Source organism: Curtobacterium sp. Curtsp22 (assembly GCF_059492135.1).
In genome coordinates, this window is record NZ_CP168519.1 from 3,379,483 (window position 1) to 3,400,587 (window position 21,105).

At 72.6% G+C, this 21,105-nt stretch carries 20 protein-coding genes and 1 pseudogene; 16 read left to right on the top strand and 5 right to left on the bottom strand.

Translation table 11 applies throughout. The features are described 5' to 3' along the window. Positions 1-18 precede the first annotated feature (18 nt). Entirely contained in the window at positions 19-981 is a 963-nt protein-coding gene (locus ACEN8D_RS16360) for a sugar-binding transcriptional regulator (protein WP_070418254.1), read from the top strand. Positions 982-1,053: 72 nt separating this feature from the next. Here the strand turns inward: ACEN8D_RS16360 and ACEN8D_RS16365 are convergent, their stop codons facing one another. Together ACEN8D_RS16365 and ACEN8D_RS16370 are read right to left on the bottom strand one after the other, a co-directional pair. Then, the gene (locus ACEN8D_RS16365) at positions 1,054-1,578 is read right to left on the bottom strand and encodes a DinB family protein (protein ID WP_309780133.1); all 525 of its coding nucleotides are present in this window, start codon (positions 1,576-1,578) and stop codon (positions 1,054-1,056) included. 196 nt (positions 1,579-1,774) lie between these two features. Beyond that, positions 1,775-2,797 carry a GTP-binding protein gene (locus tag ACEN8D_RS16370; protein WP_309886302.1) on the bottom strand — a complete coding sequence of 341 codons (1,023 nt, stop codon included), beginning with the start codon at positions 2,795-2,797 and terminating at the stop codon, positions 1,775-1,777. 61 nt (positions 2,798-2,858) lie between these two features. On the opposite strand from ACEN8D_RS16370, the gene ykgO reads away from it, so the two are divergent. Beyond that, on the top strand, positions 2,859-2,981 hold the full coding sequence (ykgO, locus tag ACEN8D_RS16375; protein ID WP_022905672.1) for a type B 50S ribosomal protein L36: 123 nt from the start codon (positions 2,859-2,861) through the stop codon (positions 2,979-2,981). Positions 2,982-3,009: 28 nt separating this feature from the next. Continuing rightward, a complete protein-coding gene (locus tag ACEN8D_RS16380; protein WP_309886303.1) occupies positions 3,010-3,666 on the top strand; it encodes a histidine phosphatase family protein in 657 nt (218 codons plus the stop codon). A 73-nt stretch (positions 3,667-3,739) separates the two neighbouring features. Here the strand turns inward: ACEN8D_RS16380 and ACEN8D_RS16385 are convergent, their stop codons facing one another. Then, the gene (locus ACEN8D_RS16385) at positions 3,740-5,482 is read right to left on the bottom strand and encodes a glycerol-3-phosphate dehydrogenase/oxidase (RefSeq protein ID WP_309886304.1); all 1,743 of its coding nucleotides are present in this window, start codon (positions 5,480-5,482) and stop codon (positions 3,740-3,742) included. 180 nt (positions 5,483-5,662) lie between these two features. On the opposite strand from ACEN8D_RS16385, the gene ACEN8D_RS16390 reads away from it, so the two are divergent. From ACEN8D_RS16390 to ald, 4 genes are all read left to right on the top strand, one after another. Then, positions 5,663-6,625 carry a sugar-binding transcriptional regulator gene (locus tag ACEN8D_RS16390; protein WP_022905765.1) on the top strand — a complete coding sequence of 321 codons (963 nt, stop codon included), beginning with the start codon at positions 5,663-5,665 and terminating at the stop codon, positions 6,623-6,625. Between the two features lie 50 nt (positions 6,626-6,675). Next, on the top strand, positions 6,676-7,662 hold the full coding sequence (locus ACEN8D_RS16395) for an AraC family transcriptional regulator (RefSeq protein WP_413399244.1): 987 nt from the start codon (positions 6,676-6,678) through the stop codon (positions 7,660-7,662). Positions 7,663-7,671: 9 nt separating this feature from the next. Beyond that, a complete protein-coding gene (locus tag ACEN8D_RS16400; RefSeq protein WP_413399243.1) occupies positions 7,672-9,060 on the top strand; it encodes an FAD-binding oxidoreductase in 1,389 nt (462 codons plus the stop codon). Positions 9,061-9,180: 120 nt separating this feature from the next. Next, positions 9,181-10,281 (top strand): alanine dehydrogenase, encoded by a 1,101-nt coding sequence (gene ald / locus ACEN8D_RS16405; RefSeq protein WP_495601071.1) that lies wholly within the window; start codon positions 9,181-9,183, stop codon positions 10,279-10,281. A gap of 283 nt (positions 10,282-10,564) precedes the next feature. Here ald and ACEN8D_RS16410 read toward each other — a convergent pair. Then, positions 10,565-11,137 (bottom strand): annotated as a pseudogene (locus ACEN8D_RS16410) (TspO-related membrane protein); the annotation flags it as partial. Here ACEN8D_RS16410 and ACEN8D_RS16415 point away from each other — a divergent pair. The 9 genes from ACEN8D_RS16415 to ACEN8D_RS16455 all read left to right on the top strand — a co-directional run bounded on the left by ACEN8D_RS16415 (position 11,052) and on the right by ACEN8D_RS16455 (position 20,340). After that, positions 11,052-11,438 (top strand): hypothetical protein, encoded by a 387-nt coding sequence (locus ACEN8D_RS16415; RefSeq protein ID WP_495601072.1) that lies wholly within the window; start codon positions 11,052-11,054, stop codon positions 11,436-11,438. The pseudogene ACEN8D_RS16410 and the gene ACEN8D_RS16415 overlap by 86 nt on opposite strands. Continuing rightward, complete coding sequence (locus ACEN8D_RS16420) at positions 11,423-12,406, top strand: magnesium and cobalt transport protein CorA (RefSeq protein ID WP_413400276.1); 984 nt, start codon at positions 11,423-11,425, stop codon at positions 12,404-12,406. The genes ACEN8D_RS16415 and ACEN8D_RS16420 overlap by 16 nt, the downstream gene beginning before the upstream one ends. A gap of 81 nt (positions 12,407-12,487) precedes the next feature. Beyond that, complete coding sequence (locus ACEN8D_RS16425; protein WP_495601073.1) at positions 12,488-14,701, top strand: alpha-galactosidase; 2,214 nt, start codon at positions 12,488-12,490, stop codon at positions 14,699-14,701. A 98-nt stretch (positions 14,702-14,799) separates the two neighbouring features. Then, on the top strand, positions 14,800-16,092 hold the full coding sequence (locus tag ACEN8D_RS16430; protein WP_495601074.1) for a chloride channel protein: 1,293 nt from the start codon (positions 14,800-14,802) through the stop codon (positions 16,090-16,092). A gap of 97 nt (positions 16,093-16,189) precedes the next feature. Next, complete coding sequence (locus tag ACEN8D_RS16435; protein WP_413398921.1) at positions 16,190-16,402, top strand: antitoxin; 213 nt, start codon at positions 16,190-16,192, stop codon at positions 16,400-16,402. 121 nt (positions 16,403-16,523) lie between these two features. Further along, on the top strand, positions 16,524-17,816 hold the full coding sequence (locus tag ACEN8D_RS16440) for a SufS family cysteine desulfurase (RefSeq protein WP_413461299.1): 1,293 nt from the start codon (positions 16,524-16,526) through the stop codon (positions 17,814-17,816). Further along, positions 17,813-18,262, top strand: coding sequence for a Fe-S cluster assembly sulfur transfer protein SufU (gene sufU / locus ACEN8D_RS16445; RefSeq protein WP_092386206.1), 450 nt, complete (start codon positions 17,813-17,815; stop codon positions 18,260-18,262). Before ACEN8D_RS16440 ends, sufU begins: the two co-directional genes overlap by 4 nt. A gap of 124 nt (positions 18,263-18,386) precedes the next feature. After that, positions 18,387-19,790: an LLM class flavin-dependent oxidoreductase gene (locus ACEN8D_RS16450; protein ID WP_413398922.1), complete on the top strand. Its 1,404-nt coding sequence runs from the start codon at positions 18,387-18,389 to the stop codon at positions 19,788-19,790. 4 nt (positions 19,791-19,794) lie between these two features. Beyond that, a complete protein-coding gene (locus ACEN8D_RS16455) occupies positions 19,795-20,340 on the top strand; it encodes a GNAT family N-acetyltransferase (RefSeq protein ID WP_413398923.1) in 546 nt (181 codons plus the stop codon). Between the two features lie 4 nt (positions 20,341-20,344). On the opposite strand, the gene ACEN8D_RS16460 is transcribed toward ACEN8D_RS16455, so the two are convergent. Beyond that, a complete protein-coding gene (locus ACEN8D_RS16460; protein ID WP_413398924.1) occupies positions 20,345-20,926 on the bottom strand; it encodes a VOC family protein in 582 nt (193 codons plus the stop codon). Positions 20,927-21,105: the final 179 nt, after the last annotated feature.

Consider the following 21,105-nt stretch of genomic DNA (forward strand, 5'->3'; position numbering starts at 1 on the left):
CAGGGCTACGATCGCCCCATGTCCGCCGAGAACCCCGCCGCCGAGGGTGCCCGGACCCGCTTCCCGCTCGACACCGTCTACCAGGCCGCGCGGATGTACTACCTCGAGGACGCCACCCAGGTCGAGATCGCCTCGCGCCTCGGGGTGTCCCGTCCGACGGTCAGCCGGCTCGTCGCCGAGGCGCGGAAGGCCGGCCTGGTCCGGATCGAGGTCGTCGACCCGTTCCAGGACGAGACCGTCGCGCTCGCCGAACGGCTGCAGGTGGTGCTCGGACTCCGTGCCGTGCACCTCGCCGCGGTGACGCACACCGCCACGCTCGGCGCCGACCTCGCCGCCCCGCTCGCCGCCGCGGTCGAGGGGATGGGGCTCGTGCCGGGCGACGCCGTGCTCATGTCGTCGGGTCGGACGGTCTACGACGTCGCCCACGCCGGCATGCCGCAGCTGCCGGGCGTGCAGCTCGTCCCGACGGTCGGCGGGCAGGCCGACCCGATGCCGTGGTTCCAGACGAACGAGATCACCCGCGCCGCCGCCGAGCACTCCGGCGCGATCCCGGCGTTCCTGTTCGCGCAGGCCCTGCCGTCACCGGCGATGCGGTCCTCGCTCGACGAGGACCCCGCGTTCCAGCACGTCGTCGGCCTGTGGGGTCGGGCGAAGGGCGCCATCCTCGGCATCGGCGCGCCGACCCCGACCCGGGACGCACTCGCGCGGGGCGTCCCGGTCGAGGACGCCGTCTTCGACCAGGCGGCGGGTGACGTCTGCCTCAACTTCTACGCCGCGGACGGCTCGGCGATCGAGTTCCCGGGCAGCGACCGGATGGTGCGCACCTCCCGCGAGGTCCTCTCCGCCGTCCCGCACGCGATCGGCGTCGCGGTCGGTGCCGCGAAGGTGTCGAGCATCGTCGGGGCCGTCCGCGGGCGTCTCGTCAACGAGTTGGTCACCGACGCGGCCACGGCGCGCGCCCTGCTGGACGCGCTCGCCTGAGCGGTTCCCACCTGTGGGCCCGGAGGCGCGGTGCCAGCCCGCACCGCGCCTCCAGGCCCACAGGTGGTGCGTCTACTGCGTGCGCCGCACGTCCCACAGATGGTGCACCGGGTCGTGCGCGTAGTAGGTGGCGAGCGTGGCGACGGTGAACGCGCTGCCGTCCGACCGGAGGCCGGTGCGTCCCAGCTGGTCCTCCCGGACGTCGTCGAATGCCCGGGCAGCACGGTGCGCGGCCTCGCCGAGCTCCCGCACGACGGTGGCGGGGTCCTGCTCGCCGTAGCGGTCCTCGACAGCCGTGGCGTCCTGGTCCCAGTTCGGGAAGGTCGGGGCGTCCTCGGTGAGCATGAGCGTCAACCGCTCCGCCATCTTCCGGTGGACGTCACGCACGTGCGCGGCGTACTCGAGCGGTGACCAGGTGTGGTCGTCGGGGCGGTCACGCACGTCCGCACGGTCGAGGACCGCCGGCCACGCCGAGGTGTTCGCGTCGATGATCCCCGGGACGTCGCGGATCGTGACCGTGCTGCCGTCGTAGCCGCACTCGGGGCACGCGGACTCGATGACCCACGTCCAGTTCTTCGTCTCGGGTTCGATCGCCATGACTGGATCGTACGGCCTGGTCGCGGTCCGTCTTGATCCGCGTCCCCGCGTCCGTCGACGCGGAACGACGAGGTCGATGTCGTACGACGTCGACCTCGTCGTTCGTTGCACGCGCCGGTCGTTGCACGGAGGTGGGAACGACATCGCGGTCGTCGTACGACGTCGAGGATGTCGTTCGGGGTCGGACGCAGCGGCGTCACTCGTGCCGGTGCTCCTCCGACGGGTCGAGCGCCGGCCACACCGGGAACGGGTCGGCCCACGTGCGCCACACCTCCGGCCCCGCGAGCAGCTCGTCCGGCGTGAGGAGCGCCCCGTCCAGCGCCCGCTCGATCGCCGGCACGTCCAACCGCTCGCCGACGAACCAGAGCGCCTGACCGATCGGCGCGTCCGCGTCCCACGACGGGTTCGCCGTCGGGTCGAGCGCCAGCATCGCCCCGAAGCTCGACCACGACCCGACGTGGTCCGGCCGGGAGGCGAGCCGGAAGAACCCCCGGGACCGCAGCACCCGGCCGTTCCGCCCCGCGGCCAGCTCCCGCTCGATCACCGACGCCAGGCGGCCGGGGTGGAAGGGCAGCGGCTCCCGGTAGCGCAGCGCGACCAGGCCGTCCCGCGGGTCCCGTCCGACCGAGCCCGAGAGCGCCCGCATCCATCCCGCTCCCTGGGCGAGGACCCGCGCCGCCCCGCCGTTCGACGCGGGCAGGTCGGCCGCGCTCCGGATCGACGAGAGCGCCACGACGACCGCCTGCGGGGCCAACCGGTGGAGCAGCGCGAGCAGACCGCGGCGGCGCTCCAGCGGCACCGGGCCGACCCGGTCGAGGACGATCACCGTGGCGTACTCGACGAGCGACGCCACGCGGTCGGCCGCGACGAACGCGTCGTCGACCTCGGACCAGAGCAGGTGCGCCACGTCGTCGGCGCGCAGCACGCTCACCACGTGGCGGAGCACCCGGTCGTCGCCCGTCTCCGCGCGCGCGGCGTTGGCGAGCATCATCCCCACCGCCCGGGTGTCGGCGCCCGGCGGGAGCGTGACGACGAGTCCATGGTCGGCATCCGGCCCGCAGACCCGGTCGAGGTGCTCGGCGCGGTCGGCGACGGCCCGGACCGCGGCGACGGCGTTCGCGGGCGCGTGCATCCGGTGACCGGTCGTGAGCCGGACGGCCACGCGGTCGGCGTCGACGTCGTGCAGGGCGGAGACGAGGGTGATGGCGGCGGGACGCATGTCGGCTAATGTACATGATCATCGTTCTCAACAATGAGGACACTGACGCAGGAGGTCGCTCGTGAAGGTCCGCAACTCGCTCAAGGCGCTCAAGAAGATCCCGGGGTCGCAGGTGGTCCGCCGCCGCGGCCGTGTCTACGTCATCAACAAGCAGAACCCCCGGTGGAACACCCGGCAGGGGTGACGTCACCGGCGTTCCGTAGGGTGGCTCCATGCGACTGCTGCTCATCCGCCACGGCCAGACCCCAGCGAACGTGAACGGCGTGCTCGACGCCGTCGTCCCCGGACCGGGCCTGACCGAACTCGGGCAGCAGCAGGCCGATGCCCTGCCGGCAGCGCTCGCCGACCGGGGGATCGAGCGGCTGTTCGTCTCGACGATGGTCCGCACGCAGATCACCGCGGCGCCCCTCGCCACGTCGCTCGGCCTCGAGCCGGTTGTGCTGCCGGGCCTCCGCGAGATCGAGGCCGGCGACACCCAGGGCAAGCGCGACCAGGTGTCCGTGCAGACGTACATCTCGACCGTGCACGGCTGGTCGCTCGGGGACCGCACCACCCGGATGCCCGGAGCCGAGAGCGGGACCGAGTTCTTCGCGCGCTACGACGACGCGGTCCGGCAGATCCTCGAGACCGGTGTCGACGTGGCGGCCGCGGTCAGCCACGGAGCCGCCATCCGGACGTGGGCGAGTGCCGCGGCCCACAACACGCCGGACCACTTCGGCACGAAGCGCCACCTCGAGAACACCGGGATCGTCGAGCTCGAGGGGTCGTTCGACGACGGCTGGCGCCTCGTCGACTGGGAGGGCGAGCCCGTCGGCGGCGAGCAGCTCATCGACCGGACGGCGCAGGACCCGACCGGCGAGCGGTTCTGACGCGACCAGCAGACAGACGGGAGGCGCGGTGCCAGCTGGCACCGCGCCTCCCGTCCGTGGTCGGTCGCGCGGACTACGCGAGCTGCGAGGCGGACGTCAGCGGCACGATCACCCGGTGCGCTTCGCGCAGGACGTCGAGCGTCTGCTGGACCTCGTCCGCACGCTCCTCGGGCGTCCAGCCGAGCGACCCGGCGAGCACGTCGGCCAGCTCGTCGAGCAGGTCGATCGTGACGCCGCCCACGAACGCGAGGTTCGTGCGGCGCAGCACCACGTCGACCAGGTGCACGGCCTGCTCGTGCTCCGCGAAGTACGCGACCTCGGCGCGGGTCAGCGCCGGGTCCGACTCGAGGGGCTCGACCGGTCCGTCGACCAGGACGTCGACGACCTCGGCGGCACGGGTGCCGTAGCGCTCGAGCAGTCCCTCGACGACGGATGCGTCGAGACCGTCGCGGTGCGATTTGATCCAGAGGGCGCGCTGGGCGTCCGTGGTCGGGAAGTCCTTGCCGCCGCCGATCGCCATGCCGGTCGTGTCGACCGTCCGGGTGATGCCGAGCTTCGTCGTGACGTCGGTGGAGAGGTGCGCGGCGAGGGCGCGGAACGTGGTCCACTTGCCGCCGACGAGCGACAGCACCGTGGTCCGCGGCAGCCCGGCGATCGGGGTGTCCACGATCCGGTAGTCACGCGAGACGAAGCCGGGGGCGGTGTCCTCGTGCCGGGGGAGCGGGCGGATGCCGGAGTAGCTGTAGACGATGTGGTCGCGGGTGAGCGCGATCTGCGGGAAGACGTGCGCCACCAGGCCGAAGAAGTAGTCGATCTCCTCGTCGGTGGTGGTGACGGGCTTCGCCGGGTCGGCGTCGATGTCCGTCGTGCCGATGAGCACCCGGCCCTTGAGCGGGTAGATGAGCACGATGCGGCCGTCGTTGTTCTCGAAGAACAGCTCGCGGCCCTTCGTCGCTTCGAGCAGCTCGGGGTTGTCGACGACGATGTGGGAGCCCTTCGTGCCGCCCATGAACTTCGTCTCGCCGCCGAACGCCTGGTTCGTGAGGTCGGTCCAGGGGCCGGACGCGTTCACGACGACGTCCGCCGTGAAGACGAACTCCTCGCCGGTCTCACGGTCGCGGAGCAGGACGCCACCGTCGCGGGTCCCGGCGGCCTCGACGTAGTTCACCGCACGGGCGGTCGACGCCGCGCCCTCGCCCGTCCCCGCGGCGAGGCCGTCCTTGAGCACGTCGAGCGCCAGGCGCTCCGGCTCGTGCACCGAGGCGTCGTAGTAGGTGCCCGTGTACTTGAGGTCCTTGTTGAGCGCCGGCATGTCCGCGAGCGCGGCCTTCTTCGTGAGGAAGCGGTGCTTCGGGACCGAACCGCCGTCGCGCGAGAAGGAGTCGTAGATCGTCATGCCGATCTTGATGAGCGCGGCACCGCGCTCCTTCGTCGAGCGCTGCTTGTGCGTGAGCATCCGCAGCGGGGCGTTCATGATGCCCGAGAACGTCGAGAAGATCGGCATCGTGGTCTGCAGCGGCTTGACGTAGTGCGGGGCGATGCGGATGAGGCCGTTGCGCTCCTGCACGCTCTCGCGGACGAGGCGGAACTCGCCGTTCTCGAGGTACCGGATGCCGCCGTGGATCATGTGGCTCGACGCGGCGGACGCGCCCGAGGCGTAGTCGCCGCGCTCGACGAGGGCCACGTCGACCCCCTGCAGGGCGAGGTCGCGGAAGGTGGCGATGCCGTTGATGCCGCCACCGACCACGAGGACCTGTGCGTTCGGGCGCTCCGTGAGCGCGTTCACCGTGTTCCGGGGCTGCGTCTTCTTCGACATTGCTGCGTCGCTTCCTTCGTGGGTTCCGTGGTGGTTCGACATCGATCGTGCGCCTCCGTGAGAAGGCGGGCAACTCGCGTGCACGAACGTGCAGCACACGTGTCCGGCCGGGCCGATCGAGGGTCGGGAGGCGCGACAGGGGTTGCAGAGGCCGTGCACGTCCGTGCATGCTCGGTTCCCATGAGTGACGCAGCGCAGCCCATGCGCACGCAGCAGGCGCTGCGCGCCGCGCATCTGTACTACCTGCAGGACCTGACGATGGACGCGATCGCCGACGAACTCGGCACCTCGCGGTCGTCGGTCTCCCGCCTGCTGAAGTACGCGCGGGACACCGGACTCGTCGACATCCAGATCCGCTCGCCCCTCGACCAGGCCGCGGCGCTCAGCCGGAGCATCCGATCCCGCTTCGGGGTGCACGCGCACGTCGTGCCGGTGCCGGACCACACGAGTGACGTCGACCGACTCGAACGCGTCGCCCTGTCCGCTGCGCGCATCCTGACGCAGTACGTCGAGTCGAACATGGTGATCGGGATCTCGTGGGGCTCGACCGTCAGCGCGGTGAGCCGTTACCTCGTGCCGAAGACCACGCACGGCTCCACGGTGGTGCAGATCAACGGCGCCGCGAACACCCGGACGACGGGCATCGTCTACGCGTCCGAGATCTTGCGGCGGTTCGGCGAGGCGTACGGCGCGTTCGTGCAGCAGTTCCCGGTCCCGGCGTTCTTCGACGACCCGGCCACGAAGCAGGCGCTCTTCCGGGAGCGTTCGATCCGCCGGGTGCTCGACCTGCACGAGCGCATGGACCTCGTCGTGTTCGGTGTCGGAGCGCCCCAGGCCCCGGTCCCCTCGCACGTGTACTCCGGCGGGTACCTCGACCCGTCCGACCGCGACGAGCTGACCAAGGCCCAGGTCGTCGGTGACGTCTCGACGGTGTTCTACCGCGCGGACGGCTCGTGGAAGGACATCGGGGTGAACGCCCGCGCCGGGGCTCCGGACCTCGACACGATCAAGCGTGCGCCGCGCCGGGTCTGCGTCGTGGCAGGACGCTCGAAGGCCGCGTCGCTGAAGGGCGCCCTCGCCGCCGGGTTGATCACCGACCTCATCCTCGACGAGAGCGTCGGGCAGGCGATCCTGCAGCCCTGACCCCGGGGGCGCGGTCCGGTTTGTCGGTGGTGCCCCGTAGGTTCTCGACCATGGTTGCCACGATGGACACCCGCCACTCCGGTGACGCCTGCAGCGTCGGGGACACGCGGTACTCGCGGCGGATCGCCGGCACCGACGTCGACCAGGCGCTCGCCTTCTTCACCGGGGACTACGACTTCCGCTCGCCCGCGGTTCGACGGACCCACCGCGACACCCGCTGGGACTTCGCCGGCGTGGGCGACGAGCTGTTGTCGCTCCGGTCCTCGCGCTTCCTGGTCGACCTGCGGAGCGACAGCCGTGTCGACGACGCGTTCCTGGTCGCCTGGATGCGCAGCGGGTCGAGCACGATCACGTACGGCGGGAGCTCCCACGAGCTCGAACCGGGCGTCCCGGTCGTGCTGCCCTTCGCCGACACGTACGAACTGCACCACCGCGACATCGGCCTCAACCTGGTGCACCTCGACGCCGCGTTCGTGCGCTCGATCGTCGGCGAGGACGACTTCGCCTTCGAAGCGCTCCGCCGACCGACCGCCGACGGCATGCGGGCGTGGCAGTCGGTGGTTCGGGCGCACTCGTCGACCTGGCTGGACGTCGGGCACGAGCTCAGTGCGGTGACGCAGCGTGACATCGCCGAGGCGTTCGCGAAAGCGGCGGTCGCGGCCTTCCCCGAGCGGAGCCGCTGGCGCACGACGGTCACCGGCATCGGGCCCGAGCACGAGCGGGTCCGCCGTGCGCTCGAGTACGTCCACGAGCACGCGCGCGACGCGATCGGGACGCCGGAGATCGCCGCGGCGGCTGGGCTCAGCCCGCGCGGCCTGCAGCAGTCCCTCCGCCGGCACCTCGACCAGACGCCGGGCGACCTGCTGCGCGGCGTCCGGCTCGACGGTGCCCGTGCCGACCTGCTGCGCGGCGACCGTGACGACACCTCGGTCGCCGACATCGCCCGGGCGTGGGGCTTCGGGCACCTCGGGCGTTTCTCGGCCACGTACCGGGCACGGTTTGGGGAACTGCCGAGCGAGTCCCTCCGCGCTCGGTAGCGTGGCGGGATGGACACTGTCGTCACCGCCCTCCGTTCCGCCCTCGCCGACCCTGACGGCGTGGTCGTCCGGACGGAGCGTGTTGTGCTCGACGCGGCACGGACGGACAAGTCCGGCTGGATCGCCCCGGGTGGGCCCGTCGCCGTGGTCGAGGCCCGGACGGTCGAGCACGTGCAGGCGACCCTCCGGACGTGTTCCGGGCTCGGCGTCCCGGTCGTCCCGCGTGGCGCCGGCACCGGGCTCGCGGGCGGGGCGAACGGCACCGAGGGCACCGTCGTCCTGAGCGTGGCGCGCATGGACCGCATCGTCTCGGTCTCGACGGAGGACGAGTACGCGGTGGTGGAGCCCGGCTTGCTGAACGGCGACCTGAACGCGGCCGTCGCCGAACACGGCCTGCGGTTCGCGCCCGACCCGGCGAGTGCGGCCATCGCGAGCGTCGGCGGGAACATCGCGACCAACGCCGGCGGCCTGCGGTGCGTGAAGTACGGCGTCACGAGGGAGGCAGTGCTCGGCCTCGACGTCGTCCTCGCGGACGGGCGGCTCGTCGCCACCGGGCACCGCACGGTCAAGGGCGTCACCGGCCTCGACCTCACGGCGCTGCTCGTCGGGTCGGAGGGCACGCTCGGGGTGATCGTCGGCGCGACCGTCCGGCTCGTGCCGATCCCGGCGGGGGAGCCGGCCACCCTCGGCGCGGTGTACCCGACCGTCGAGGCCGCCGCCCGCGCCGCGGCGTCCGTCGTCGCCGGGGCGGAGCGTCCGTCCACGGTCGAGCTGCTCGACGCCGCAGCACTCGAGGGGATCGCGGCCCACCTCGGGCCGCAGGTGCTCGCGGAGACGGTGGGGAGCACCGCGGCGGGCGGGGTGTTCCTCCTCGTGGAGTACGACGGGCCGGGTGCGACGGAGGCGGCGCTGGGAGCCGTGCCGCGCCTCCAGGCCGAGGGCGGGACCGTGCACCTGGCCGGGTCGGCGGCGGAACGCGACCGCCTGCTGACGATCCGTCGATCGTTCCACCCGGCCATGGAGGCGCGTGGCCGGGTCCTCATCGAGGACGTCGCGGTGCCGCGCAGTCGGCTCGCCGAGATGTTCGCGCGTGTCGAGGCCATCGGGCAGCAGTACGGCATCGCGATCCCCACCGTCGCGCACGCCGGGGACGGCAACCTGCACCCGAACTTCGTGTTCGAGGGCGATGAGGTGCCGCAGCACGTGTGGGACGCGGCCGACGCGATGTTCCGGGCGGCGATCGAGCTCGGCGGGACGCTGACGGGGGAGCACGGCGTGGGGGTGCTCAAGCGGCGGTGGATCGGCGACGAGCTCGGTGACGACGTGCTCGAGCTGCAGCGGGGAATCCGACGGGTGTTCGACCCCGCGGGGATCCTCAACCCGGGCAAGGTGTTCTGACGCCGAATCTCGGCACACGGAACCGGGCCACATTGCTCAGATGTTCGGCCGAAACAGTCCTGTAACGAACCTCGGCGCATCGTGGGTGTCGAACGCGCACCGCCCACGAAGGAGTCAGTGATGCTGATCGGCGTCCCCACCGAAGTCAAGAACAACGAGTTCCGCGTCGCCGCGACACCCGCCGGTGTCGCCGAGCTGGCGCTGCACGGACACGAGGTGCTCGTGCAGTCGGGCGCCGGTGACGGGTCGTCCTTCCCGGACGCCGAGTACGCCGCGGCCGGGGCCGCCATCGTCCCGACGGCCGCCGAGGTCTGGGCGCGCGCCGAGATGATCCTGAAGGTCAAGGAGCCGGTCGCCGCCGAGTACGCCTCGATCCGACCCGGGCAGGTCCTGTTCACCTACCTGCACCTCGCCGCGGACCGGCCGCTGACCGATGCGCTCGTCGAGTCCGGAGCGACGGCGATCGCGTACGAGACTGTGCAGCTGCCGGACCGGTCGCTGCCCCTGCTGTCGCCGATGTCCGAGATCGCCGGGCGGTTGTCGGCGCAGGTCGGCGCGAACCACCTGATGCGGGCGAACGGTGGGCGCGGGCTCCTGCTCGGCGGCGTGCCCGGCACCCCGAAGGGCCGCGTCGTCGTGATCGGCGGCGGGGTCGCGGGCGAGCACGCGGCGACGATGGCGCTCGGCCTCGGCGCCGAGGTCACCGTGTTCGACATCAGCCTGCCGCGCCTGCGGGCGCTGGACGCCCGGTTCGACGGACGCATCACGACGCTGCGGTCCTCCGCGCACGCGATCGCCTCGGCCCTGCGCGAGGCCGACCTCGTCATCGGGTCGGTGCTCATCCCCGGGGCCTCGGCGCCGAAGCTCGTGACCGATGCGATGGTGGCGGACATGCAGCCGGGGTCGGTGCTCGTCGACATCGCGATCGACCAGGGCGGGTGCTTCGAGGGATCGCACCCGACCACCCACGACGACCCGACGTTCCCCGTGCACGACACCGTCTTCTACTGCGTGGCGAACATGCCGGGAGCGGTGCCGCGCACCTCGACGATCTCGCTGACGAACGCGACGCTGCCCTACGCCGTGGCGATCGCGAACCAGGGGTGGGAGGCGGCGACCGCTGCCGACCCGGCCCTGGCGCTCGGGGTGAACGTGCACGCGGGGCAGGTCGTGAACGCCGCCGTGGCGGCGGCGCACGGCCTGGCGGCCGCGGCGCGCTGAGCGCGGGCGCGCCGCTGCGCCGCGCGCCGCGCGCGGCGCGCCGCTTCGCCGAGACTCGGCCCGACGGACGGTTTCGCGGCGCCCAGCCCGCGAAGGTGTCCGCCCAGCCGAGTCTCGGCTGCCCCGCGCACTTCGCAGCCGTACGCCGCTCAGGCGGCCGCGACGCGCGCCGGCGCAGCCGCGCCGCGCCACCCCCGCGAGCCCGCACCACGAGCGTCACGACGACCGCCGCAGCCGCGGCCACCACCGCCGCGCCGGCGGTCGGCGTCGACACGAGCGGCCCGTCGAGCCGAGCGACCGCGACCCACGCCAACCCCCACGCGAGCGACGCCGTCGGCGCCAGGCGCCCCCGGCCCCACACCGCGAGGAGTACCCCGACGAGCCCGGCCACGAGCGCGATCACCACACCCCAGACGTCCAGCGACAGCCCGAAGCCCCGGAAGCCCGCGGCCGTCAGCACCGCGGCCGTGTTCGCCGCCGTCGCGACGCACACCCACCCGAGGTAGAGCCCGAACGTCCCGTCCGTGATGATCGCCTCGACGATCCCGGACGGCCCCGACCGCCGCAGCAGCACGAACGTCCACACCAGCACGGCGAGCAGCGCGACGATGATCGGCTCGCTCAGCCACAGGAACCCGAACTGCACGCTCAGGATCCACGCCGCGTTGAGCAGGAGCGAGAGCACCGCCGGCACCGTCAGCCGCGCGTGCCGGTCGTCGTCGGCGGTGCGGAAGCACTGGCGGATCGCGTAGGCGAGCAGCCCGACGTAGATGACGCTCCAGATCGAGAACGCCGGCCCGTCCGGCGCGATCGCCGTCGACGAGGCCGACAGTGCTCCACCGGCAGCGTCCTGGATCGGCGTCCCGCCGGCAGCTCCCGAGCCGACGAACGCGCCGACCACCGCGACGACCGCGCTCATCGCGACTGCGATCCGCTTCCAGATCCTCTTCATGTCAGCCCCTTTCGTCAGCATGCTGATGACCTGCACCGTAGGCGCGTGGCCGGGCCCGGCGCGCAGCGCACGTCCAGCAGACGGGGGACGGGCCGGACTGGAGGCGCGGTGCGGGCCCGACCCGCGCCTCCTGGCCCGCACGTCGGTCGCGTCCGACCCCCGCACGCTCGCCCTGCGTACGGTGGTGACGTGTCTGTCGAACTGAACACCGTCTACGTCGACCGGATCGCCCCGATCCCGAGTCCCTCGCTCGACGACACCTTCCGCATGCTCGAGGACCAGGGAGCGAGCGCGTGCATCGTGCTCCACCAGCCCGACGCCGAGGAGCTCGGCGACGTCGCGGTCGCCCTCGGCCTGCACGAACTCGCGGTCGAGGACTCCGCTGAGGGGCACCAGCGGCCGAAGCTCGAGCGCTACGGCTCGACGCTCTTCGTGGTCCTCAAGCCCGCGCTGTACAACGACCAGCAGGAGGAGGTCGCGTTCGGCGAGGTGCACGCCTTCGTCGGGGAGGACTTCTTCCTCGTTGTCGTGAAGGCCGACCCCCGCGGCAAGCAGACCGTCCCGCGGGCACTCCAGCGGATGAGCGGCAAGCCGGGACTCGTGACGGTGGGCCCGCAGGCGCAGCTCTGGGCCCTGATGGACTCGATCGTCGACGGGTACGTGCCGGTGATCGACGGCCTCGAGGAGGACATCAACCAGATCGAGGATCAGCTCTTCGCGGGCGAGGCCGGGGTCTCCCGTCGCATCTACGAGCTGTTCGGCGAGGTCGTGGACTTCCAGCGCGCCGCCCGACCGCTCATCCACATCATCGAGAACCTGCACCGCGGGGCGGAGAAGTACCACCTCCCGGTGGAGATGCAGCGCCGGTTCCGCGACGTGCTCGACCACGCGATCCGCACGGTGGAGCGCCTCGACACGTTCCGGCAGCTGCTGCAGAACGCGCTGACGGTCGACTCGACCCTCGCGGCGCAGAAGCAGAACGACGACACGAAGAAGATCTCGGGCTGGGCAGCGATCCTCTTCGCCCCGACGCTCATCGCGGCGATCTACGGCATGAACTTCACGCACATGCCCGAGCTCTCCTGGACGTGGGGGTACCCGCTCGCGATCGTCGCGATGATCGTGTTCGCGGCGGTCCTGTGGGTGGTGTTCAAGGTCAAGCGCTGGTTCTGACGTGTTCGACCGCGCGCCCCGGCTTGCGGACGGACACCCGGACCCGCCAGGCTCGGGACGTCCCCGCCGACTGGAGCACCGATGCCGCACGACCTCGTCCACCTGACCGCCGGGGGCGTCTCCCTCGTCCTCGACTGCCGCGACCGTGCCCTGCCCGCGGTTGTGCACTGGGGCGCGGCGCTCGGTCCGCTCGACGCCGCGGAGCTCGCTGCCCTGGCCGAGGCGGACGTGGCACCGGTCGCGCCGAACGAGGCGGACGTGCCGGTCCGGCTGGCGATCCTGCCCGAGCCGCACCGGGGGTGGACCGGGCGACCGGGGCTGTCCGGGCACCGGGACGGGCGCGACTGGTCCCCGGCGTTCACGGTCACCGAGCTCGAGGTGACCGGCGCCGCCGGCACCGCGGGCACCGCCGGCGCCGCCGACACGGCCCGCACCCGCACCGACCCCGCCGAGGCCGCCGGCGCCGCCGACTCGGGCACCCCCGCCCCCGGCACCGTCACCGCCCACGCCGTGGACGCCACCGCCGGCCTCGCCCTGCGCCTCACCGTCGAGATGCTCCCCTCGGGCCTCGTCCGCACCCGCGCCGCCGTCACCAACACGGCCGCCGGCACCTACACCGTCGACGACCTCACCCTGGCCCTCCCGGTCCCGTCGCACGCCCGCGAGGTCCTCGACTTCGCCGGCCGCTGGGGCAAGGAACGCACCCCGCAGCGCCGCGAGCTCGTCGTCGGCACCCACGAGCGCGAGGGCCGGAAGGGCCGGACGGGCGCCGACGCCGCCACGGTCCTGAGCGTCGGCGTCCCCGGGTTCGGCTTCGCCCACGGCGAGGTCTGGGGCGTGCACACGGCGTGGAGCGGCAACCACCGGCACTTCGCGGAACGCCTCGCCACCGGCCGCCAGGTCGTCGGGGGCGGCGAACTCCTGCTCCCCGGCGAGGTGCGCCTCGGCACCGGGGACAGCTACGAGGGGCCGTGGGTGTACGCCGCGTACGGGGACGGCCTCGACGATCAGGCCCGCCGATTCCACCGGTGGCTCCGCAGCCGCCCGCAGCACCCGAGGACGCCCCGCCCGGTGACGCTCAACGTCTGGGAGGCGGTCTACTTCGACCACGACCTCGCCCGACTGACCGACCTCGCCGAGCGCGCCGCACGGCTCGGGGTCGAGCGCTACGTGCTCGACGACGGGTGGTTCCGGCACCGTCGTGACGACCACGCGGGCCTCGGCGACTGGTACGTGGACGAGGACGTCTGGCCGGACGGCCTCGGTCCGATCGTCGACCGGGTGCGGACGCTCGGCATGCAGTTCGGGCTGTGGTTCGAGCCCGAGATGGTCAACGAGGACAGCGACCTCGCCCGAGCCCACCCGGAGTGGATCCTGCAGGCGGACGGTCGCCTGCCGGTGCGGTCCCGAGACCAGCAGGTGCTGAACCTCGCGATCCCCGAGGCGTTCGCGTACCTGCTCGAGCGGATGACCGCGGTCATCGGCGAGTACGGCGTCGACTACGTCAAGTGGGACCACAACCGCGACCTCGTCGAGGCGGGGCGCCCCGGCGGCGGCGCAGCGGTCCACGAGCAGACCCTGGCGGCGTACCGGCTCATGGCGACGCTGAAGGAACGGTTCCCGGCGCTCGAGATCGAGTCGTGCTCGTCGGGTGGCGCCCGCGTCGACCTCGGCGTGATCGAGCACACCGACCGCGTCTGGGTGTCGGACGACATCGATCCGCTCGAGCGGCAGCAGATGCACCGGTGGACGCAGCAGCTCCTGCCCCCGGAACTGCTCGGCTCCCACGTCGCGAGCGGCCGGAACCACACGACCGGCCGGGTGCACGACCTCGCGTTCCGTGCCGGGACCGCGATCGTCGGGCACTTCGGCATCGAGTGGGACCTCGCGCAGGCGACGGACGCCGAGGAGACCGCGCTCGCCGAGTGGATCGCGCTCCACAAGGAGTGGCGGGGCCTGCTGCACGGCGGCGACCTCGTGCGCGTCGACGAGGTCGACGAGACCCGGCTCGTGTCCGGCACGGTCGCCGCCGACAAGCAGCAGGCGCTGTTCTTCTTCGTCAGCACCGGCCGGTCCGAGGTGTCGGGAACCGGCCGCGTCACCTTCCGCGACCTCGACCCGGACACCGCGTACCGGGTCGACCCGGTCGTGGTCGGCGACGGGCACGGCATCGTGCCGCCGCCGTGGTGGTCGGGGGACCGGGTCTTCCGCGGGCGCGCGCTCGAGACGGTCGGCCTGCAGCCGCCGCTCGTGCCGGCCGACTGCGTGGTGCCGTACCGGCTCACGGCCGTCTGACGGCAGCGGGTGCGGCCACCGCCCAGGAGGCGCGGCTCGGCCCGGCAGCGTCCGCCCGGTCGCGGGGGCGGTGCCGACGTGCCGATAGGCTTCCGGTCATGCCGCACCCTGGACACGCGACACGTGCGACCCCGGTCTGGGCACTCAAGCTCGCCGTCGTCACCGGACTGGTGGGGGTGGCAGGCGGCATCGCCGGCATCTCGGTGTGGCTCGCGCTGCAGCTCATCCAGTTCGTCGCGTTCGGGTACCCGTTCGGCGGCCACCTCGAGGCCGCAGACGCACCGAGTGCCCTGAACCGCTTCCTCGCCCTCGTCGCCGCCGGCCTCCTGACCGGCGTCGCCTGGTGGGCGCTCCGACGCTGGGGCCGCCCGGTCGTCTCCGTGCCCGCGGCCGTCGGCGGGAAGCGGATGCCCGCCCTCGCGACGGTGGCGAACGCGGGCGTGCAGATCCTGGCCGTGGGGCTCGGCGCCTCGATCGGCAAGGAGGTGGCGCCGCGCGAGATCGGGGCGTGGCTGTCCCAGCTCGTGACCGCACGGGCCGGGCTGACCGCCCGCGAGACGAAGATCCTCGTCGCCTGCGGTGCCGCCGCCGGCCTCGCCGCGGTGTACGACGTCCCGCTCGGGGGCGCCCTGTTCGCGGTCGAGGTGCTGCTCGGCGAGCTCACCTTCGCGACCGCGCTGCCGGCCTTCGCGACGAGCGCGGTCGCGGCGTTCGTCGCACGTCTCGTGATCCCGGACGAGGTGCTCTACCACGTGCCGGCGATGCACCTCTCGCCGTCGCTGCTCGTCTGGGCGGTGATCGTCGGGCCGGTCCTGGGGTTCGCGGGCGTCGGCTTCGTGAAGCTCACGAACCGGCTGCAGGGCCTCGCGCCGAAGGGGTGGCGGCTCATCGTCGTGCTGCCGGTCGTCTTCGCCATGGTCGGACTCATCGCCGTGCCCTTCCCCGAGATCCTCGGCAACGGGCGGGCGCTCGGTGTCCTCGCGATGAACACCTCGCTCGAGGACGGCTCCGTCGCCGGGCTCTCGCCGATCCTGTTCCTGCTCGCGCTCGGGGTCATCCGCACGATCACGACCTCGGCCACGATCGGTGCCGGGGCCGTCGGCGGCACGCTCACCCCGTCGATCGCGATCGGCTCCGCGGTCGGCGGTGGACTCGGTGGCCTCTGGCTGCTGCTCTGGCCGACCGACGGGCCGAGCCTCACGGCGTTCGCGTTCATCGGCGCCGCGGCCTTCCTCGCGACGACGATGCGGGCGCCCTTCACGGCCCTCGTGCTCGTCGTCGAGTTCACCCAGCAGGGGACCGACATCCTCATCCCCTCGCTCCTGGCGGTGTCCGGGTCGGTCGCCGTCGCCTACGTGCTCGCCCGCCGACGCAGCGCGCAGATGGTGTGAACACTTCGTCACGATCCGGCACACCCGGCGTGCCACCGGCCTACGATCGGCCGCACGACGGGGCACCGGGCCCCGTACCGGCGACGAGGAGCAACCGATGGCGGGGTTCGACGACATCACGAAGAAGGCCCAGGACTTCCTGCAGGACAACAAGGTCCAGGACGTCCTGAAGAGCGAGAAGGCCGAGGACATCAGCGACAAGGTGCTCGGCGGTGTCGCCGACGCCGTCAAGAAGGCCACGGGTGGCAAGTACGACGACAAGATCGACGGCGCCCGTGACGCCGCGGACAAGCAGATCGGCAACGAGTGACGCGGTTCCCGCGCACCGCACGGACGGCCCCGGACCACGTGTCCGGGGCCGTTCGCCGTCAGCGGTACCCGTCCGACTGGACTCCGGGCCGCGAGCAGACCACCATTGTGTGGTGACTGTCGTGGCGCCCAACCAACCGCTCACCGAGTCCGAGGTCGAGGCGATCAAACGGGACTTCCCGATCCTCCAGCAGGAGGTGAACGGGTTCCCCCTCGCCTACCTCGACTCCGGGGCCACCGCCGAACGACCCCGCCAGGTGCTCGACGCCGAACGACGCTTCCTCGAGCACGACAACGCCGCCGTGCACCGCGGCGCGCACACCCTCGCCGCGCTGAGCACCGACGCGTACGAGGATGCCCGGGCCACCGTCGCCGGGTTCGTCGGGGCCGCGTCACCGTCCGAGGTCGTGTGGACCGCGAACGCCACCGACGCCCTCAACCTCGTGGCGTACGGCATCGCGAACGCCAGCCGCGGCCGTGGGGGACCGGACGCCGAGCGCTTCCGCATCGGACCCGGCGACGAGGTCCTCGTCACCGAGGCCGAGCACCACGCCAACCTCGTCCCGTGGCAGGAGCTCGCCGCGCTGACCGGTGCGACGCTCCGCTGGGTCCCCGTCGCGGACGACGGCACCTGGACGGCCGAGGACGCCGTCGCCCTGGTCTCCGACCGCACGAAGGTCGTCGCCTTCGCCCACGTCTCGAACGTCACCGGCATGGTCGCCCCGGTGTCCGCCGTCGTCGCGGCCGCCCACGCGCACGGTGCCCTCGTCGTCCTCGACGCCTGCCAGTCCGCACCGCACCGGCCGCTCGACGTGCAGGCGCTCGGCGTCGACTTCGCGGCGTTCTCCGGGCACAAGATGCTCGGGCCGAACGGCATCGGCGTGCTCTGGGGCCGCCACGAACTGCTCGACGCCCTGCCTCCGTTCCGGACCGGCGGCTCGATGATCACCACGGTGACGATGGAGCACACCGACTTCATGCCGGCACCCGAGCGGTTCGAGGCCGGCACCCAGCCCGTGTCGCAGGCCGTGGCGCTCGCCGAGGCGGTCCGCTACCTGCAGGGCATCGGCATGGAGCGGGTCCGCGCGCACGAGGAGCACCTGGCCGAGCGCATGCTCACCGGACTCGCCGCGATCCCGGGCATCCGCGTCGTCGGTCCGCCCGCCGGGGTGCCGCGGTCCGGTCTCGTGTCGTTCGACGTCGACGGCGTGCACGCCCACGACGTCTCGCAGTACCTCGACGCGCAGGGCATCGCGGTGCGCTCCGGCCACCACTGCGCCCAACCGCTGCACCGTCGGCTCGGCCTCGTCGCCACCAGCCGTGCGAGCACGTACGTCTACACGACCGAGCAGGACGTCGACCGGTTCCTCACGGCCGTCGGCGAGGTCCGCGACTACTTCGGAGCGACCGCATGAGCGCCCTCGACTCCCTCTACCAGCAGGTCATCCTCGACCACGCGAAGGCCCGGCACGGCGACGGCGAGCTGCCCGACGCCGACGCCGAGCACTTCGAGCGCAACCCCACCTGCGGCGACGAGATCACCGTGCGCGTGCGCCTCGAGCCCGGCACCGACCGCATCGCCGGTCTCGCGTGGCAGGGTGACGGCTGCTCGATCTCGATGGCGTCGGCGTCGGTCCTCACGGACATGGCGGTCGGTCGCACGGTGCCCGAGCTGCTCGCGCTCACCGAGGAGTTCCGCACGATGATGCGGTCCCGCGGCGCCGGCGAACCCGACGAGGACGTGCTCGAGGACCTCGTCGCGTTCCACGGCGTCTCGAAGTTCGTCATGCGGGTCAAGTGCGGGATGCTCGCGTGGGTCGCGGCCGAGGCCGCCGCGCGCGAGGCGACCACGCGCTCCTGACGCGACCGGTCTGCGGTCCCGGAGGCGCGGTGCGGGCCCGCACCGTCCCTCCCGGCCCGCAGTCCCACGTCACGGTTCGTCACCTTCCGCCGTCCGCCCCGGGACGGCACGTACCGTCACGCTCGTGAGCACGAGCAGCGAGCACCGACAGATCCGGTTCAACGCCTTCGACATGAACTGCGTGGCGCACCAGTCCTCCGGGCTCTGGCGGCACCCGCGGGACCGGTCCCGGCACTACAACGACCTGTCGTACTGGACCGACCTCGCGCAGCTGCTCGAGCGGGGCAACTTCGACGGGATCTTCATCGCCGACGTGCTCGGGACGTACGACGTCTACGGCGACTCCAACGAGGCCGCGCTCCGCACCGGGTCGCAGGTCCCCGTGAACGACCCGATCCTGCTCGTGTCGGCGATGGCGTCGGTGACCGAACACCTCGGCTTCGGGATCACGGCGGGGACCGCGTACGAGCACCCGTACTCGTTCGCCCGGCGCATCTCGACGCTCGACCACCTCACGAAGGGCCGCATCGGCTGGAACGTCGTGACCGGGTACCTGCCGAGTGCCGCGCGGAACATGGGGCAGACCGACCAGCTCTCGCACGACGACCGGTACGACGTCGCCGACGAGTACCTCGAGGTCCTCTACAAGCTGTGGGAGGGCTCGTGGGAGGACGACGCCGTGGTCGAGGACCGCGAGACCGGCGTCTTCACCGACCCCGCGAAGGTCCACCCGATCGAGCACCACGGCACGCACTTCGACGTCCCGGGCATCCACCTGTCCGAGCCGTCGGTCCAGCGGTCGCCCGTGATCTACCAGGCCGGGGCCTCGCCGCGCGGCATCCGGTTCGCGGCCGAGAACGCCGAGGCGGTGTTCGTGGGCGCACCGACCGTCGAGCAGCTCGCGTCGACCGTCCGGAAGGTCCGTGACGCCCTGGAGGCTGCTGGTCGCGACCGGTACGCCGCCCGCGTCTACACGTTGCTCACCGTCATCACCGACGCCACCGACGAGCTCGCCCAGGCCAAGTACGAGGACTACCTGTCCTACGCCTCGGAGCTCGGCGCGCTCGTGCTCAACTCCGGCTGGATGGGCGTCGACCTGTCGCAGTGGGACCTCGACGAGCCGCTCGGCGACGTCGAGTCGAACGCGATCCAGTCCGCGGCGGCGAACATCGCGGCGGCCACCGGGTCCGACGGGTCGAAGTGGACGATCCGGGACCTCGCGCGGCACACGGCGATCGGCGGCCTCGGCCCGGTCGCGGTCGGCGGCGGGGCGACCATCGCCGACCGGCTCGTCGAGATCCAGGAGCAGACGGACGTCGACGGGTTCAACCTCGCCTACGCGGTGACCCCGGGGACGTGGGAGGACGTCATCGAGTTCGTCGTGCCGGAGCTCCGTGCCCGCGGCGTCTACCCCGAGGGCTACGAGCCCGGGTCGCTGCGGCACAAGCTGCACGGTCGCGGTGACCGGCTGCCGGCGGAGCACCGCGGGGCGTCGTTCCGGGTGGGGCAGTCCGCAGCCGTACGCTGAACGGGTGATCGGGTCGTCGTTCGTCGTGCGTGCCGCCGTCGAGGACGAGGCCACCGCGTGCGTCGACCTGTGGACGCGCGCCGTCGCCACCCGTGACGGCGTGCCCGAGTCGGACGCGGTGCGGGAACGCGCTCGGTCGAAGTTCGCGGTGCCCCGCGTCGCGCTCGTCGTGGCGTCGACGGAGCCGGACCGTGGTGCGGCCGCGGCGATCGCCGGGTTCGCGCTCGTCACCGCTCCGGGGACGGGGCGTCCGGGGGATCCGGAGGACGCGGCCTACCTCTCGCTCCTCGCCGTCGACCCGCGGGCCCAGGGGCACGGACTCGGACGGTCCCTGCTGCTGGGAGCCGTCGCCGAGGCCGGAGCCGCGGGCCACCGCCGAGCCCTGCTGCACGCGCTGGACGACAACGCGCCGGCGCTCCGGCTGTACCGCAGCGCGGGGTTCCGTCCCGTGGGCGACCCCTTCGCGCACGCACTGAGCGGTCGGCCGACCCGGGTCTGGGTCACCGACGGCGTCGACGCTGCCGAGGGTGTCGTCGCTGCCGACGACTGACCCGTCAGGACGGCTGGGGCTCCGGCTCCGGCTCCGGCTGGGGAACGGGCAGCGCGTCCGCCGCGCTCGGCCACGGCGCCCACTTCGCCCGTGGTGCGACGAGCAGGTACGGCTGCGGCGTCGGGTAGCTGACGAGTTCGAGCGTCGAGCCCCACGGGGTCCGGGTGTACACGAACCGGTTCCCCTCGCCGACCTCGAGGCCGCGGAGGTCCCGAGGATCCGAGTTGCGGGTGCCCCCGGCTGCCTCGATGCGGGCGAGCGTGCCGTCGAGGTCGTCCGTGTACATCGCGAGGTGCTGCCACCCGAGGTCCGCGGGGTGCACGGGACGGTGCTGGTCCGGTCCGAGGTACTCGAACAGCTCGAGCCCCGGTCCGTCCGGCAGCGCGAGCATCCGCATCGCGCCCTGAGCCATCGTCGACGGGATCCCCAGGTAGCGGTGCGCCTCGGCCGTCGCGTTCGGTTCCTCGGTGCGGCAGCGCATGTCGTACAGCACGACGGCGTCGAACGCCGCCTCGAAGAACGCCGTGGCGGCATCGATGTCCGGCACCGTGACGCCCACGTGGTCGATCCTGATTCCCGCGCTCATGGGCCGATCCTGACATCCGGGCGCCCGCACGTTCCGCCCGGGTGCCGAGGGTGCGGTGCCGATGCGGCTTCCCGCACGCCGCAGACCGGTGAGGTGAGGCTGCCCTCACCGGAAAACCCCTGATCAGGGTAGCCTCACCATGCTGGCGCCGACCCGCGCCGAGTGGCATCCTGACTCGC